This is a genomic window from Lentilactobacillus farraginis DSM 18382 = JCM 14108 (assembly GCF_000583655.1).
GTDB lineage: Bacteria > Bacillota > Bacilli > Lactobacillales > Lactobacillaceae > Lentilactobacillus > Lentilactobacillus farraginis.
This window is the reverse complement of sequence record NZ_BAKI01000014.1, coordinates 1-14582: the sequence shown is the minus strand read 5'-3', so window position 1 is coordinate 14582 and position 14582 is coordinate 1. Positions and strand designations below refer to the sequence as shown.

General features: G+C 43.1%; 14 protein-coding genes and 4 pseudogenes. 9 read left to right on the top strand and 9 right to left on the bottom strand.

The window, feature by feature from the left end:
- Positions 1 to 222 precede the first annotated feature (222 nt).
- Entirely contained in the window at positions 223 to 1242 is a 1020-nt protein-coding gene (locus JCM14108_RS06590) for a D-2-hydroxyacid dehydrogenase (protein WP_081759864.1), read from the top strand.
- An 86-nt stretch (positions 1243 to 1328) separates the two neighbouring features.
- On the opposite strand, the gene JCM14108_RS06585 is transcribed toward JCM14108_RS06590, so the two are convergent.
- Both JCM14108_RS06585 and JCM14108_RS06580 read right to left on the bottom strand, forming a co-directional pair.
- A complete protein-coding gene (locus tag JCM14108_RS06585; protein ID WP_051996064.1) occupies positions 1329 to 1826 on the bottom strand; it encodes a hypothetical protein in 498 nt (165 codons plus the stop codon).
- Positions 1827 to 1916: 90 nt separating this feature from the next.
- Positions 1917 to 2351 (bottom strand): MerR family transcriptional regulator, encoded by a 435-nt coding sequence (locus tag JCM14108_RS06580; protein WP_035179461.1) that lies wholly within the window; start codon positions 2349 to 2351, stop codon positions 1917 to 1919.
- A 91-nt stretch (positions 2352 to 2442) separates the two neighbouring features.
- Between JCM14108_RS06580 and JCM14108_RS06575 the strand changes: the two genes are divergently transcribed.
- The 5 genes and pseudogenes from JCM14108_RS06575 to JCM14108_RS06555 all read left to right on the top strand — a co-directional run bounded on the left by JCM14108_RS06575 (position 2443) and on the right by JCM14108_RS06555 (position 5298).
- Positions 2443 to 2862 (top strand): cupin domain-containing protein, encoded by a 420-nt coding sequence (locus JCM14108_RS06575; protein WP_035179458.1) that lies wholly within the window; start codon positions 2443 to 2445, stop codon positions 2860 to 2862.
- A 2-nt stretch (positions 2863 to 2864) separates the two neighbouring features.
- The gene (locus JCM14108_RS06570) at positions 2865 to 3185 is read left to right on the top strand and encodes a carboxymuconolactone decarboxylase family protein (RefSeq protein ID WP_035179455.1); all 321 of its coding nucleotides are present in this window, start codon (positions 2865 to 2867) and stop codon (positions 3183 to 3185) included.
- A 104-nt stretch (positions 3186 to 3289) separates the two neighbouring features.
- Positions 3290 to 3853: an alkyl hydroperoxide reductase subunit C gene (gene ahpC / locus JCM14108_RS06565; RefSeq protein WP_035179452.1), complete on the top strand. Its 564-nt coding sequence runs from the start codon at positions 3290 to 3292 to the stop codon at positions 3851 to 3853.
- A gap of 136 nt (positions 3854 to 3989) precedes the next feature.
- Positions 3990 to 4520 carry a DUF3267 domain-containing protein gene (locus tag JCM14108_RS06560; RefSeq protein WP_035179449.1) on the top strand — a complete coding sequence of 177 codons (531 nt, stop codon included), beginning with the start codon at positions 3990 to 3992 and terminating at the stop codon, positions 4518 to 4520.
- 41 nt (positions 4521 to 4561) lie between these two features.
- Positions 4562 to 5298, top strand: a pseudogene (locus JCM14108_RS06555) (sulfite exporter TauE/SafE family protein).
- A 57-nt stretch (positions 5299 to 5355) separates the two neighbouring features.
- Here JCM14108_RS06555 and JCM14108_RS06550 read toward each other — a convergent pair.
- Complete coding sequence (locus JCM14108_RS06550) at positions 5356 to 5790, bottom strand: MarR family winged helix-turn-helix transcriptional regulator (RefSeq protein WP_035179447.1); 435 nt, start codon at positions 5788 to 5790, stop codon at positions 5356 to 5358.
- 168 nt (positions 5791 to 5958) lie between these two features.
- On the opposite strand from JCM14108_RS06550, the gene JCM14108_RS06545 reads away from it, so the two are divergent.
- A complete protein-coding gene (locus JCM14108_RS06545) occupies positions 5959 to 7332 on the top strand; it encodes a DHA2 family efflux MFS transporter permease subunit (protein WP_035179444.1) in 1374 nt (457 codons plus the stop codon).
- A gap of 21 nt (positions 7333 to 7353) precedes the next feature.
- Here JCM14108_RS06545 and JCM14108_RS15860 read toward each other — a convergent pair whose 3' ends face one another.
- The 6 genes and pseudogenes from JCM14108_RS15860 to JCM14108_RS06520 form a co-directional block, all read right to left on the bottom strand.
- Complete coding sequence (locus JCM14108_RS15860; protein ID WP_272944523.1) at positions 7354 to 7782, bottom strand: HAD hydrolase family protein; 429 nt, start codon at positions 7780 to 7782, stop codon at positions 7354 to 7356.
- Positions 7779 to 8123 (bottom strand): HAD family hydrolase, encoded by a 345-nt coding sequence (locus tag JCM14108_RS15855; RefSeq protein ID WP_272944522.1) that lies wholly within the window; start codon positions 8121 to 8123, stop codon positions 7779 to 7781. The genes JCM14108_RS15860 and JCM14108_RS15855 overlap by 4 nt, the downstream gene beginning before the upstream one ends.
- A 122-nt stretch (positions 8124 to 8245) precedes the next feature.
- A pseudogene (locus tag JCM14108_RS16205) lies at positions 8246 to 8886 on the bottom strand (NAD(P)H-binding protein).
- A gap of 90 nt (positions 8887 to 8976) precedes the next feature.
- A pseudogene (locus JCM14108_RS06530) lies at positions 8977 to 10160 on the bottom strand (amidohydrolase).
- A 21-nt stretch (positions 10161 to 10181) separates the two neighbouring features.
- On the bottom strand, positions 10182 to 10643 hold the full coding sequence (locus tag JCM14108_RS06525) for a threonine/serine exporter family protein (protein WP_035179441.1): 462 nt from the start codon (positions 10641 to 10643) through the stop codon (positions 10182 to 10184).
- A 3-nt stretch (positions 10644 to 10646) separates the two neighbouring features.
- Positions 10647 to 11422 (bottom strand): annotated as a pseudogene (locus JCM14108_RS06520) (threonine/serine exporter family protein).
- Between the two features lie 798 nt (positions 11423 to 12220).
- Here JCM14108_RS06520 and JCM14108_RS06515 point away from each other — a divergent pair.
- A complete protein-coding gene (locus JCM14108_RS06515) occupies positions 12221 to 13102 on the top strand; it encodes a homoserine O-acetyltransferase/O-succinyltransferase family protein (protein WP_035179439.1) in 882 nt (293 codons plus the stop codon).
- Positions 13099 to 14412, top strand: a complete 1314-nt coding sequence (locus JCM14108_RS06510) for an O-acetylhomoserine aminocarboxypropyltransferase/cysteine synthase family protein (RefSeq protein WP_035179437.1) — start codon at positions 13099 to 13101, stop codon at positions 14410 to 14412. The genes JCM14108_RS06515 and JCM14108_RS06510 overlap by 4 nt, the downstream gene beginning before the upstream one ends.
- The last annotated feature ends 170 nt before the right edge of the window (positions 14413 to 14582 follow it).

Sequence of the window (14582 nt, the reverse complement as noted above, 5' to 3'; positions counted from 1 at the left end):
ACAAATGGTCTCAATCATCAACGACCAACCTTACAAATAGCTGTCACTTTCCTTTTTTGAAAGTGACAGCTATTTTTAGCACTAATGTAAGAAAAAATAACACTCGCCCTAACCGGCTTTGACTTTGCGGCGTCAATGAGGTATTCTTTTAGTATAATTTAATCAGATTATAATTTTGCCGTTGTTAATTGTTGTCAATTAAATCAGTCAAATTACATACAGGTGGTGGACTTTTTGAAAAAGATTTTAGTGTATAATATTTTGGGTTATGAACGGGAATTTGTTGTCGAGTGGGCTGCTGAACATCCCGATGTTCAAGTTGATTTTAATTCAATTGAATTGCACGATGATACGGTTCATCTTGCAGAAGGTTATGACGGTATTGATTACCGCCAACGCAGTAAGCTCACCGATGGGCCGGCACTTTATCAAAAGCTCCATGAGTACGGTATTCATCAACTGGCACTGCGGTCTGCCGGGGTGGATTCGTGTAATTTGAAATATGCTAAAGAAAACGGCTTGACAGTTACCAACGTGCCGTCGTATTCACCGCGGGCAGTTGCGGAAATGACCTTAACCCATGCGATGAATTTGCTTCGGCACATCCCACAATTCCAAAAGCGGATTCGTCAAAATGATTACATCGTTGACGGGTTACGCTCAAAGGAGATTTCCAATTTAACTATCGGAATTATCGGGGTTGGCCGCATCGGCAGTACCGTAGCTCAAATTTTTAAAGCTTTGGGTGCCAAGCGGGTTCTCGGTAATGACATTAAAGAAAACGATAACTTTCGGGATCTGGTTGAATATACAACCAAAGAAGAGATTTATAAGAACGCCGACTTAATTACCATGCATACCTACATGAGTGACCAAAACTATCATATGATCGGTAAGGAACAGTTCGCCAAAATGAAGAATTCGGCATTATTTATTAACTGTTCCCGGGGACCGATTGTCGACACGGATGCTTTGGTTGATGCGTTGGAAAATGGTCAAATTGCCGGAGCCGGCATTGACGTGATTCAGGATGAAACTAAAATCTTCAATCAATCATTTGTTGGTGAAGATAAGATTCCGCTGCCTGTTTATACCAAGTTAATGAATATGGACAATGTCTTTTTGACGCCCCACGTGGCCTTCTATACGGATCACGCGGTTAAGAACATGGTCAAACAGTCATTGGATGACACATTGATGGAAATTTCCGGTAAGGAAAGTCCCCATCGAATCCGAGTTTGATAAGTAAATTTAGAGCTCAAAAAATACCACTGAAAGCAAGTTTAAATTGCCTTTCAGTGGTATTTTTTCGAAAGTTTTTGTCGTGATTATTTTTGGAAACCAGTAGGCTTGTTTTTTAACTGATTATTTGAAAACAGTTGGTTGTCGTGTGACAGTGACTGACTGCCCCGGTTAATCAACGTAACTTTGGAAGCCGGAATTTGGGAATCGAAGCGGACCCGATTGGGATGGGTAGAGGTGTCAAAAACATCGTTTTGAAGTTCATAGCGCAGCGAGTTAATGTTAAAATCGTTGTCAACGACGTAGTTTTTGTAATAAGTCTCGCCGCGGCTGACAATAACGGTTCCCTTGGGCAGAACGACTGATTTCTTAATCACGGAAGCGTCCTGTTGATTATAAAATCGCAGATTGACTTTAAATTCTTTTTTGACTTTGTAGAATTTATTTCTGATAGTGCCCTCATATCGACCGATAAGACCGGATTTGGCAGGCTTGGACTGTGAACTGGCGCTGGCCATTAATGTGTAATTAGCAATGCCGATTAACGAACCAAAAATTAACGCGGTTAAAAGCAGTTTTCGCATATGTAAATCCTTTCTATGATAGTTCTTAACATCGAAATGCAACAGGTCCTCAGCCATTACTTTATCGTGGAATGAGGAATTTGTAAACCGTTATTCCGAATGGCCGAGTCGGTTTAAGTAGTCTTGAAAGGGTTCCTGATTATTAACATTGCCCCGTTCCTTAGCTTCGTACCAAGCAATTTTATCGTTGAGAATTTCCAAATGGTGTTGGACTTCTCGAAACCTTTGGCGGAAGTTGTCTTGGGTTTCTTTAAGCAGGGCGAGTCGATCGGGAATGGTCGCATCTCCCTGGGCCCGCCATTGAACGTATTGTTTTAGTTCCTGAATCCGCATGCCGGTTCCTTTTAAGTGAAGCAGAAATTTTACCCAGTCAATATCCGAGTTGGTAAAGTATCGTCTTCCGGCATGGTCACGGTGGGATTTCAATAGTCCTTCCCGTTCGTAATATCTAATAGTTGATGCACTTAAGCCGATTTTTTTGGCAAACGTGCCGATCGGATAGGTCTTGCTTTGGAGCTCCTGCATACCCTTTCTCCTTTTCTTTAAAATAATTGTTGACTTAAAGTCCACTTTAAGTTGTACGCTGGGATTTGTAAAGCAGAAAGGCGGATGAAATATGACAATTAAGAATCAATCGGTAAAAGACGGCGTGATTTTTCCATCAGGGCCTAAAAATGAAACTTTTGCGAAGTACTTTGTTGGTCAAAGTTATTTGCAGGGATTAGTTGATGACCCCAGTGTTAATGTGAACGTTGGCAATGTGACGTTTGAACCGGGCTGTCGAAACAACTGGCACATTCACCATAATGGTTATCAGATTTTGTTGGTAACCGGTGGTGAAGGCTGGTATCAGGAAGCCGGCAAGCCCGCGCAGCACTTGGTTCCCGGTGATGTGGTGGTTACTCATGATGGTGTTAAGCACTGGCATGGAGCTACCAGGGACAGCTGGTTTGAACATATTGCCATTACGGCCGGCACGCCTGAGTGGTTGGAGCCGGTATCGGATAATGAATATAATCAATTAGGGGTGAAATAGTTATGGTAAAGAAACAAACAGCGGGGCGTGATAATTTGGGCGATTTTGCGCCTAAATTTGCCGAATTAAATGATGATGTGTTATTTGGGGAAGTCTGGTCACGTCAAAAGGCACTTTCTGCCCGTGATCGAAGCATGATTACCTGCGCCAGCCTGATGTCACAAGGGCTTTTCCCACAGTTGGAAGCGCACATGAAGATGGCCAAACAAAACGGTGTTACTAAAACCGAAATGGTTGAGTTGATTACGCAGTTGGCTTTTTACGCCGGTTGGCCAAAGGCATGGTCGGCATTTAGTTTGGCCAAGAAAATTTATGGCAAATAGTTGAGTGGGGAAATTATAATCAATATTAATTTAGAATTGTTATTGTATACTCTTCAAAAGTAGTTTAAAATAGAAACAGATCAAAAAATTTGGAGGGATTTTGAATGAACTTTATCGGTAAAGAAATTGAAGATTTTAAGGTAAATGCTTATCAGGATGGCGACGTTAAGTCGGTTACCAAGAGCGATCTCTTGGGTCACTGGTCCATTGTCTTCTTCTATCCGGCTGACTTCTCCTTTGTCTGCCCGACGGAATTAGGGGACTTGGCTGACAACTACGATGCCTTCAAAAAGGCTGGTGCCGAAATTTATTCTGTTTCTGAAGACACGGAATTTGTTCATCAGGCATGGCACGAAAAAAGTGACGAGGTCGGCAAGGTTCAATACCCAATGGTTGCCGATCCTGCTGGAAAGTTAGCTCGTTTCTTTGGCGTGTTGGATGAAGATGCTGGTCAGGCATACCGTGGTGTATTTATCATTGACCCAGAAGGTAAGGTTCGTTCATATACCATTAATGATATGGGAATTGGCCGAAATGCCCAAGAAGTTTTGCGGACATTGGAAGCAGCCCAATTCGTTGCCGAACATGGTGACCGGGTTTGCCCAGCCAACTGGAAGCCGGGTGAAAAGACGCTTAAACCAGGTACCCAGTTAGTCGGCAAGATTTAAATCACCCTTTTAAATCGCGATTATTAAAAGGACCGTGTTATTTTTCCGATCGTTCATCGGCGAAATAACACGGCCTTTTTAAATATTTGTGAACGTGATAAGATAAAATGAAACGTATCCGAAATTGAGGTTGATGATGAAATTACATAAACAGGTCGATATTTTAAATCATAAAGGTCTTCAAATCTTGCTGAACCTTGCTAGTATCCCAGTTTTCCTGTTGGTTTTATTTGGTCTGATTCAATTCACCGGCTTCAATATATTTTCGATTGATTTGTTGCAGTTGATTTTAATTGCAGTCCTGTTGGTTGCTTCGTTGCCAATTCACGAGCTGATTCATGGTCTGTTTTTTAAGCTTTTCCATCCGAAAGACCGGGTCAAATATGGTTATGCCCAGGGGATGCTTTATGCCACTAACCCGGGGCGGCTTTATAAACGCTGGCAGTTTATGGTGATTGGTATCATGCCGCTAATTTTAGTGACGGCGATTTTGGCAGGGGCTTTTTTAGCCGGTTGGTTGCAGGCAGCCGTCTTTATTTTGGTGGCAGCATTTCACGCGGCCGGTTGCATCGGTGACTTATACTTTGAGTTACTGTTAATCTTTTCACCGGTTGGTTCAATGGTGGCGGATACAGCAACCGGGATGGCCATCTACGTTGCTGATTAAATTGGTTTTGAGTAGGCGTCGGTAATGTTTGGAGGTGTATTTTGGCAGTTGTATTAATTTTCTTAGGCTTCTTGGTGGGGGCATTTATTATCAGTATGGGCGGTGGCGGCGGTTCCTTTTATTTGGGAATCTTGATCGGCGTTGCTCACTTATCACCGGCAAGTGCGGCGGCGACATCTTTGTTTACCGCGTTGCCGGCGTTGGCAGTTGGTACATATAGTCATTATCGGACCGGTAATATGAAATTCAGTTATGGCAATAAAATATTGGTCACGGCGCTGCCGGCGACTGTCGTTGGCAGCCTGGTATCGGGGTATATTCCAGTGACGATTTACAACTGGGCAATTGCCATTATTTTATTTGGATTGGGTGTTCAAACAATTTTAAAATCCGTGAGACCGGGAAAATCATCCGCAAATTTGAAACCGTGGACGGTTTATCTATTTGGCGTTCTTAGTGGTTTGATGGTCGGTATTGCCGGTTTAAGCGGTGGTGGTCCGGTAATGGCCGGGTTGTTGTTACTGGGATTAAATATGCCGCAAGCAGCTGCCACGTCATCGTATACGTTAATTGCGCTATCAATTGTTGGCTGATCTTTCATTCTACCCAGGGCAATATTAACTGGCAGGTGGGGCTGTTGATCATGGCCGGTTCTTTAGTAGGCGCCGCTATCATGCCTAGATTTTTGGCTCGTTTTGATCCGCGAAAGGTAACCTTGATTCTTCGGCCGGTAATGGGCATTTTACTGGTTTTAATGGCGGTTCGATTTATCGTTTAAGAAAAGCAGTCGTTAATGATCGTTAAGAGACTCGTCTCATGATCACCAACGGCTGCTTTAGTTGGTTAATTGATTTTCCAAATAATTGTGAAGCTGTTGTAATTGATGAATGAAATCCGGTGTATGCGCACCGAGGACTTTTCTCAGGGCAGCTTCGGTTTGATCGTAAAAGTCTCTAATTTGTCCGGCGGATTGACGCGCTTGGGCCGTTAACAAAATAATTTTGAATCGGCTGTCCTTTTGAGAGGGCGATCGAACGATAAGCGCTTTTTTCTCCATTCCTTGAAGCAGTGCAGTTGCTGAAGACTTTTGAATATTGAATTCACGTTCCACATCTGTTTGATAGAGTTCACGATAATCTTCGTTACGATATAGAAAATCAATAATACTCATTTGCACCTGGGTAATGCCAAGCTTTTTGGCCTGGCGATTTGAGTATCGCTGCAGGTCGTTATCCAGGTTTTTGACCAAAATGCCAATTTGTTCAGTCAAGTTGGTATCCCTCCCTTTATAATTCTAATTAGAACTAAATCAGTTGGCATTTAGTTTACCTAATTTCTATGTGTTTGTAAACCGGTATGTTTAAGAATAAAGTGTTGACATTCACTTTGAAAGTTTTTATAGTTCTATATCGAACTATAAAATTAAAAGGAGTTATTTATGACACGAAGCGTATCTCTAAAATTATATTTATCAATTGTTGCCACAGGTTTGATGGCTTTTTGCGGCGTCTTGATCGAAACGGCAATGAATGTCACGTTTCCAACGTTAATGGCGCAATTTGACGTTAATACGGCAACCATTCAATGGTTAACGACCGGTTATCTTTTAATTGTTTCAATTTTTGTGCCGATCTCAGGATTCTTAAAACGACGATTTACAACCAAACAATTATTTTTGACGGCCAACTTTACGTTTATACTTGGCTTAATCATCTGCAGCGTTACCAATCAGTTTAGTGTCTTATTGATTGGCCGGCTTATTCAGGGATGTGGAACCGGGATTGCACTGCCGCTAATGTTTAATATCATTTTGGAACAGGCACCGCTTGATAAGATCGGCTTTTTAATGGGCATCGGGACACTGGTAACTGCCATTGCACCGGCAATTGGGCCAACGTACGGTGGCCTTTTAGTCGGAATTAATTGGCATTATATTTTTATGATTTTGTTAGTCTTTATGGTGATTTCACTGGTATTGGGGCTTTTTTCCATTAAACAGGTGACGGAAGTAAAGAAAATCAAGTTGGATTTATTTTCGTGGTTTACAATTGCCGTCTTCTTTGCGGGGGCAATCTTAGCTTTTAACAGCGTTGCAACATCACTTATTAGTGCTTTGGTTTACGGAATTGTTGGCATGATCGGGTTGGGCTTGTTTATTCACCGTTCACTAACAGTCGCCAATCCGTTGGTTAATCTAAGGCTCTTCAAAAATCATTCGTTTGATTTTCACTTGACCGGTTTTCTGATTGCACAGATCATGAATGTTGGAACAGCATTTGTGTTACCAAACTATCTTCAATTAGTAAATCATGTCAACTCTTTGACGGCAGGGATGCTTTTACTTCCGGGCGCTGCGTTGGGGGCCGTTTTGGCACCGTTTAGTGGTAAATTATATGATTCAATGGGTCCTGGAAAGCCAATCAGATTGGGACTGACAATTCAGATGTTGGGCTTACTGCTTTTGTTTGCGACCGCATTAACGGCCAATAAGTGGATTGTTTTAATTGGCTATATCATGGTTATGCTTGGTACCGGCTTTAGTATGGGGAATATTATGACGAACGGTTTGGCGCAATTATCCGAAAAAGATAATACCGACGGAAATGCCATCTTTAACACCCTACAGCAATTTGCCGGGGCACTGGGAACGGCTGTGGTGTCGTTAATTGTTTCGCTGTCCCAAGTCAAAGCGGACTTTACGCATTCAACAGCCATCGGCTCACAACATGCTTTTTTGCTACTGGTTGTCTTGGAAGTGATCAGTATTTGGATGTTGATTATGGGCATGCGAAAAAAGCAATCAACTGACTAATGATTGCTTCATTGATGAAAGTTAAATTAATCGATAGTGTTGAAGTCCTTCCAACACACCATGATCGGTTTGGGCAATATAAGTTGCGCGTTGCTTAAGCGGGTCACTTGCTTGATGCATCGCGATACCATAGTCGGCAAATGAGAACATGCTGAGGTCGTTATTTTGATCACCGAAGGCATAGATTTTTAGATTGGGATTGCCAATTAACTGCTTAATTTTCAAAATCCCCTGGGCCTTTGAAATTTCCAACGGCATCACGTCAACAGCGTCTGGTGCGTAGCGTAAAATGCTTAATTGATTTTGAAAGGCTGATTGGTAAAGGGATTCTTTGTCATTCTTGATGTATAAGTTGAGAAAATTAACGGGCTCATGCCGAAAAAATTCGGGATAAATCGGAATTTGCTTGAGGTGATTTCGATTAACATGTTGGCGGGTAAAATCGTTCATTCCCGTAATCGCAAAACCCTGTTGATTAAAAAACCGACATCATCATGATTGCGTTGGGCCATGCGGATAACGGCCTCAATTTTGTCGATTGGAAAATGATAGTCTTGAATCAATTCGTCTTGGTGAATAATATAACAGCCGTTTGCTAAAATGTAGGTGTGCAGATCCAATTGATGAAGCAAATCGATGATTTCGTAATGGCTTCGGCCGGTTGCGATAACCGGTAAAACCTGTCTGGCTTTTAGTGTTTGGATGGCGGTAACAGTTGCGGGTGAGACGGTCAGCGGACCGCCATCGCACAATGTGCCATCAAGGTCGAAAACGGCCATGGTATCAATCATATTACGACTCCTTAAAAGTTAATCAGTTGCGAAAATCAAAGATCCGATTGAGAAAAATGCTCAATGCGGATCTTTTAAATTAAGCCTATTCTATTTGATTTTTACGCGAATGACAAATTTAATCAGTAGAAGGATGGCTTATCGAATTTGGTATTTGGTTCGTTAACACCCAGACTCTTGCGGGCGTATTTGCCGGAATCATCTTCAAGAATTTTGACAATCAACTTGGCCACGGCTTGACGACTGACTTCTGTCCCACCGAACGGTTCACCACTTTGGGTTACTTCATAAGCGGTGTTATTGTCATCGTTAAATAACCAGGCGAGTCGCAGCTGGGTGTAATCCAAATCGGATTTTTTCAGGACAGCTGCGGTTTTTTGCGTCGTTCAATTGAACTGGCGATCATAGCGTTATTCCATTGACCGAACTTGCCTTTGACTTCGTCTTCAACTCCTAAAACAGTTGCGACAACCAGTTTTTTTACACCGGTGGCATCCATCTGCGTGACAATGTTTTTAACGGCATCTAAGTCGCGCATTTCGTTTAGATAAACGGCGTCGACACCGTCGAGTGCGGCATTTAAGGTGCGTTTATCTTTAAAATCGCCGTCAATCAGCGTTTCCCGGCTGGAATCAGTGACTTTAATCCGTTTGGAAGCATTTCGGGCGAATAACTTTAATTTATAATCAGTTTCTTTAAGTAAATCAGCTGTTAAATAAGTCGAGATCTGACCAGCAGCTCCCAAAATTAAGATTGTTTTCAAAAAAATTCCTCCCTTTCCGACGTGATTTGAAATATTGGTTACAAGTCTACTATACTGCAAATACTGGTAACGTGCTTTTTGCTCCACTCGCTATTTAAATAAATAACGCAATGTCGCTGTTCCAACCGCTTTGGCCGCAATTAACAAGCACCGTTCGTCCATCATGAAATTAGGGCTGTGATGCGGGTGAGTTTGGCCATCATCAACATCACAACCAACGTATAAGAAAGTACTTGGTCGTTCTCTGGCAAAATAAGAGAAATCTTCGGAGGGATCCTGCGCGCCAAAGTCAGTTATCTGCGTGATTTCCGGGATGTTGGCCGCTTTGATATCTTCAACTGTTTGAACCGTAAACTTCGGATCATTATAAAGAACCGGCACGTCTGTAATAATCTGATAGTCTGCTTTAACGCCAAAAGTTGATTCGATTCCTTGAATAATCCGGCGGAGCTGTTTATGAATGACGGTTCGGGTTGATTCTTTCATAATTCGAATATCGCCCTTCAGTGTGACAGCTTCTTTAATAACGTTATAGGTACCGGCACCATCAAAAGAACCAACTGTGATGCTGGCGTGATCGGCCGGTTCGATTCGGCGGGATACGATAGTCTGCAACGCTGTTACAAAATAGCTTCCGGCAACGATGGCGTCGTTTGAAAGCTGTGGCATGGAAGCGTGACCGCCTTTACCGGTAAAAGTGACAGTGAAATTTGAACGACCGGTTTGACTGTCACCCAAGTGATAGCCGATGGCACCGGTTGGCATTGTCGACATAACGTGAATGCCGATCACATTGTCAACGCCGGCCAAAGCACCATCTTCAATCATCGACTTGGCACCGCCGGGATAGACTTCTTCAGCCGGCTGGTGAATGATACGAATCGATCCTTTTAACTGGTCTTTGAGCGCAATCAAGTTCTTTGCCAAAACCATCATGTATGCTGTATGACCGTCGTGACCGCAGGCGTGCATCACGCCGGGGTTCTTAGATTTAAATGGTAAATTGTTATCTTCTTGAATCGCTAAAGCATCAAAATCAGCCTTAATGCCAACTTGGGACCGGGCTTGCCACTGTCAATGTCAACCAGAATGCCATAACCTGTCCCGCAGTTTCGAATATCACAGTCCAAGTCCTTATAAAAATCCCGGATATAAGCGTGGGTGTTCTTTTCTTTAAAGGAAATTTCAGGGTGCTCGTGCAGATGTCGCCGAATCTGAATGATTTCATCTTCAGATTGTGTTAAGCGTTTCAATAATTCTTGTTCTAAATCCATTTGTTATTTGCCTCCCAACAATTAACCTGATATTTTTCGTGTTTGAAGCCATTTGATGAGTAACGGCTTGATTCGATAGAAGATGACTTCGGCCACTACAAAACCGACTGCTAAAGCAATTGCAATGGTCAACGTGTTAAATAGGTATTCGGAGGTTCGAGATTCCTGTCCCAGTGTAAAGCTGCGCATACCAAGGTACAAAATACCACCCGGAACCAGGGATACCAAGCTGGGAACGTAAATAATGTTGACCGGCACTTTAAATAGGACGGCAGAAATATTTCCCAGGATGCCGATAATAATTGCCGCGCAAAAGTTTGACAGGATTAAGCCGTGATTAACCTGGAGCACCAGGTAGTAAACGGTCCAGGCTGTAGAACCGGTAATCCCAGCCGGCAGCAGGGAGCGTCTTGGAATATTGGTAATCAAACCAAAGCCGACCGTAGAAGCCAAGCTGACGATAAATTCTATTAAAACATGCATTATCTAGCCCCCAATCCATTCGAATATCAGCCGACACAGCGACGTTCCGATTACGACACCGGCACCGATTGAACCGGCAATGATAATTGCGTCGACTGCCCGAATAACCCCCGAGATGGTGTTTCGATCAACGATTTCCCGAAATGAATTGGTGATCGCGACACCAGGGACCAGCGGCATCAACGCACTGACAATGATGTTGCCGGCGCTGCTGCCGAGACCTGAAAGTTGAAGTGTGGCTGCCAAAAAGCCAACGATGAAGCCACCGCATCCCGCGCGGCATAGGGCGTTTTAATTCGATAGCCTGCCAGAATAGTTCCTAAGTAACCAAGGATCCCGACAAAAAAAGCGTAGGTCAAATCGATCCAAGTTGCCTTAAACAGCAGCATCGGTGCAACTGAAACAAACCCGGCACCGATAATTTTGAGCGGCCAGTTAAAATCAATTACCTTGCGATCAATTTTTTCGACAGCACTTTTTAACGCGAAAAAATCAAGTTGGCCCCGAACAAATTTTCTGGACACGGTATTAATTTCGTCAACTTTTTGCAGGTTCCAGTCGCCTAGACGCGCTTTAACCAAGTGAGTCCGTGACTGATTGTTGGTGCCGACAAAAAGCGCTGTAATGGTGGCGTGGCAGGCAATATCATAGTGGGCGGCTTTGCCGATATATTCGACTGTACTTTCTACTCGTGAAGTTTCCGCACCGCTGGTTAAAAGAATTTTGCCGACTTTACCGCAAAGCGCAATAACTTCATCTTCGGTAACTGAATTTTTCATGATCAATTCCTCAATTTTTTTAAATGTATATCAATATTATAGGCGTGAAGCGGTAATTGGAAAACTTTTTTTAATTTTGGGGATTGATAGAAAGAAATTATGATCATTAAGGGATTTGCCTTAAATAAAGCTATAATGGGGGCTTTCAAAATCAGTCTTGGTGAGTGATCAGACCATGTAACGGGGGTTGAGAAGTGATAGATCAATATTATCACGTGAAGCTTTAAATCAGTTTTTGCGGAAAAATTAAAAAATACAGTTGACAATCTAAATTAACGATGATAAAGTTAGTGACAATTATTAAAGAACTATTAGATGTTGACGAGAAGAGTAACGTCCCTGTGAGCACAACAGAGAGCCTTGTCCGGTGAGAGAGGCAGCTTGCAGTTACGCGAAGATGAGCTCAGAGTCTGGTGCCCGGTCGAAAGGCTGACGCATCCGGTAGCAACCGATATATTGCGGGGTATATCAGAAAAGCGGCTGATTGTTGTAATGAACCACTTAGCGGTGACGATATATTGACAAGCCTTCCCGATTGAATCGAAAATTGAATTGGCTGGCCGATCTTTTATCGCACATGCACGGTTTTAATTGATGTACCTGCCGAGGTTGTTATTGTGAAATAGCAATGAATCAAGGGTGGTAACACGAAAATTCGTCCTGTAGTTGGAATCAACTATGGGGCGAATTTTTTATTTACTGTTATTTTAAAGATAAGTGACCAAAATAATTGAGTGATTCATTTGAATAGTTGACTTAAAAGTATCAGTTGTTGTTATGTCAGTATCTTGGGAGTTGATGTTTATGGCAGCAAACGCAATTAATGGCTTTCTTCACGCCGATGGCCAGTGGACCAATCAAAAATTAAATCATCCGCTGTCGATTCTGGTTTTGAATTTAATGCCAACCAGAAAAGAAACCGAGTTTCAGTTTTTAACCGGCTTTAATCAATTGGAATCAGATGTTGAAATGACGTTTATGTATCCGTACACCCATCATTTCAAAGGGACTTCACGGGAAAAGATCGAAACTGACTATGTCTGTTGGAATCAGATTGCCAATCGGTATTATGACGGGTTAATCATTACGGGGTCACCCGTTGAAAAACTGCCATTCAAGCAGGTTGATTATTGGGATGAACTTCAGCGGATTATTCATTGGGGCCACACGCACGTTAAGCAGCAGCTCCATGAATGCTGGGCAGCACAAGCCGGCTTATATCTGGATTATGGGATTCAAAAGCGGCTGCTGCCGAATAAATTGTTTGGTATTTTTACGGCGGTCAGAGTGGACCACGAATCACCACTTGCCAGAGGCTTTGGTGCCGGGGGGCTGCTTCGGATGCCCCAGTCACGACATACCGAGATTATTCTTGATGAAGCCAAACTGTCGGGTGACTTAAAAGTGATTGCCACTGCACCGCAATCCGGCCCGATTATTCTTTCATCAAACACATATCATACAACGTATGTCACCGGGCACCCGGAGTATCAGGAAAAGACGCTGGCAAACGAATATTACCGGGATCTGTACAAGAATCTGCCAATTCAACCTCCTGTTAATTATTTTGCAGACCCGGTTGCCGGAATCGTTAATTATACTTGGCGGGATGCCAGTCAAAAACTATATGAAAATTGGACGCATTTATTAGTCGATAAGAAAGTAGGAATTTCATTATGACAGAAGAAAATAACGATTTACATTTTGAAACATTACAGGTTCATGCAGGCCAAACAGTTGATGAAACCGGTTCGCGGGCGGTTCCAATTTATCAAACCACCTCATACGTTTTTGATAACCCGGAGCAGGCGGCTGGCCGATTTGGCTTAACTGATCCCGGTAACATCTATACCCGATTAACCAATCCAACGACCGATGTTGTGGACAAACGGGTAGCGGCGCTTGAAAACGGGACTGCCGGGGTTACTTTGGCAACCGGCTCCGCTGCGATTACCGCCGCAATTTTAAACGTTGCCGGCAAGGGTGATGAAATTGTTTCCGCAAGCACGCTTTATGGTGGCACCTTTAACTTATTTAACGTCACATTACCAAAGCTGGGAATTAAAACTCATTTTGTTGATCCGGATGATCCGGCTAATTTTGAAGCACCAATTAACGAGCATACCAAGGCGCTTTACATTGAAAGTATTGGGAATCCTGGGATTAACCTGATTGACTTTGAAGCGGTGGCTGAAATTGCACACAAACACGGAATTATTTTAATCGTTGACAATACCTTTGGCACACCATATCTGGTTCGGCCATTGGATCATGGGGCTGACGTTGTCGTTCATTCAGCAACCAAGTTTATTGGCGGTCATGGAACAACTATGGGTGGCGTGATTGTCGAAAACGGCAAATTTGACTGGAAAGCAAGCGGCCGTTACCCTGGCTTTACCGAACCAAACGCGCAATATAATGGTTTGGTCTTTGCTGATCTGGGCGGTGGTGCTTTCACTACCAAAGTTCGGGCAGAATCTTTGCGGGATTTGGGAGCAACCATCAGTCCGTTTAACTCATTCCTCTTATTGCAGGGACTTGAATCGCTCTCATTGCGGGTTGAACGTCACGTTGAAAATACTAAAAAAATCGTTAACTTCCTTCATAATCATCCCAAAGTGGCTTGGATTAATTATCCGGGTCTTGAAGACAGTAAGTATCATGATTTGGCTGAAAAGTACTTCCCAAAGGGTGTCGGCTCGATCTTTACCCTTGGTTTAAAGGGCGGCGAAAAAGCCGGCAAACAGTTAATCGAGAACCTGAAGCTCTTCTCATTGTTGGCTAACGTGGCGGATGCCAAGTCATTGATTATCCATCCGGCTTCAACGACGCATGCGCAATTGAACGAGGAAGAACTCAAAGAAGCCGGCATTACACCAGATTTAATCCGAGTTTCAGTAGGGGTAGAAAACGCGGATGACCTGATTGCAGATTTGAGCCAGGCACTGGATAAAATTCCGGTGGAGGAAAAGGAAAGTGTGCAGAGCTAAGCGATTAGCACCCGGAGTATAAGACGTTGATTTGGGAAATCCTGGGTTTGGATTTTTCAAATCAATCTCTTATATGGAGCGGTGCTGCTTAGTGGCGCAGTCCTAAGAAAGTGTGCAGAGCTAAGCGGTTAATGCCCGGAATATAAGACGTCGATTTGGGAAATCCCGGG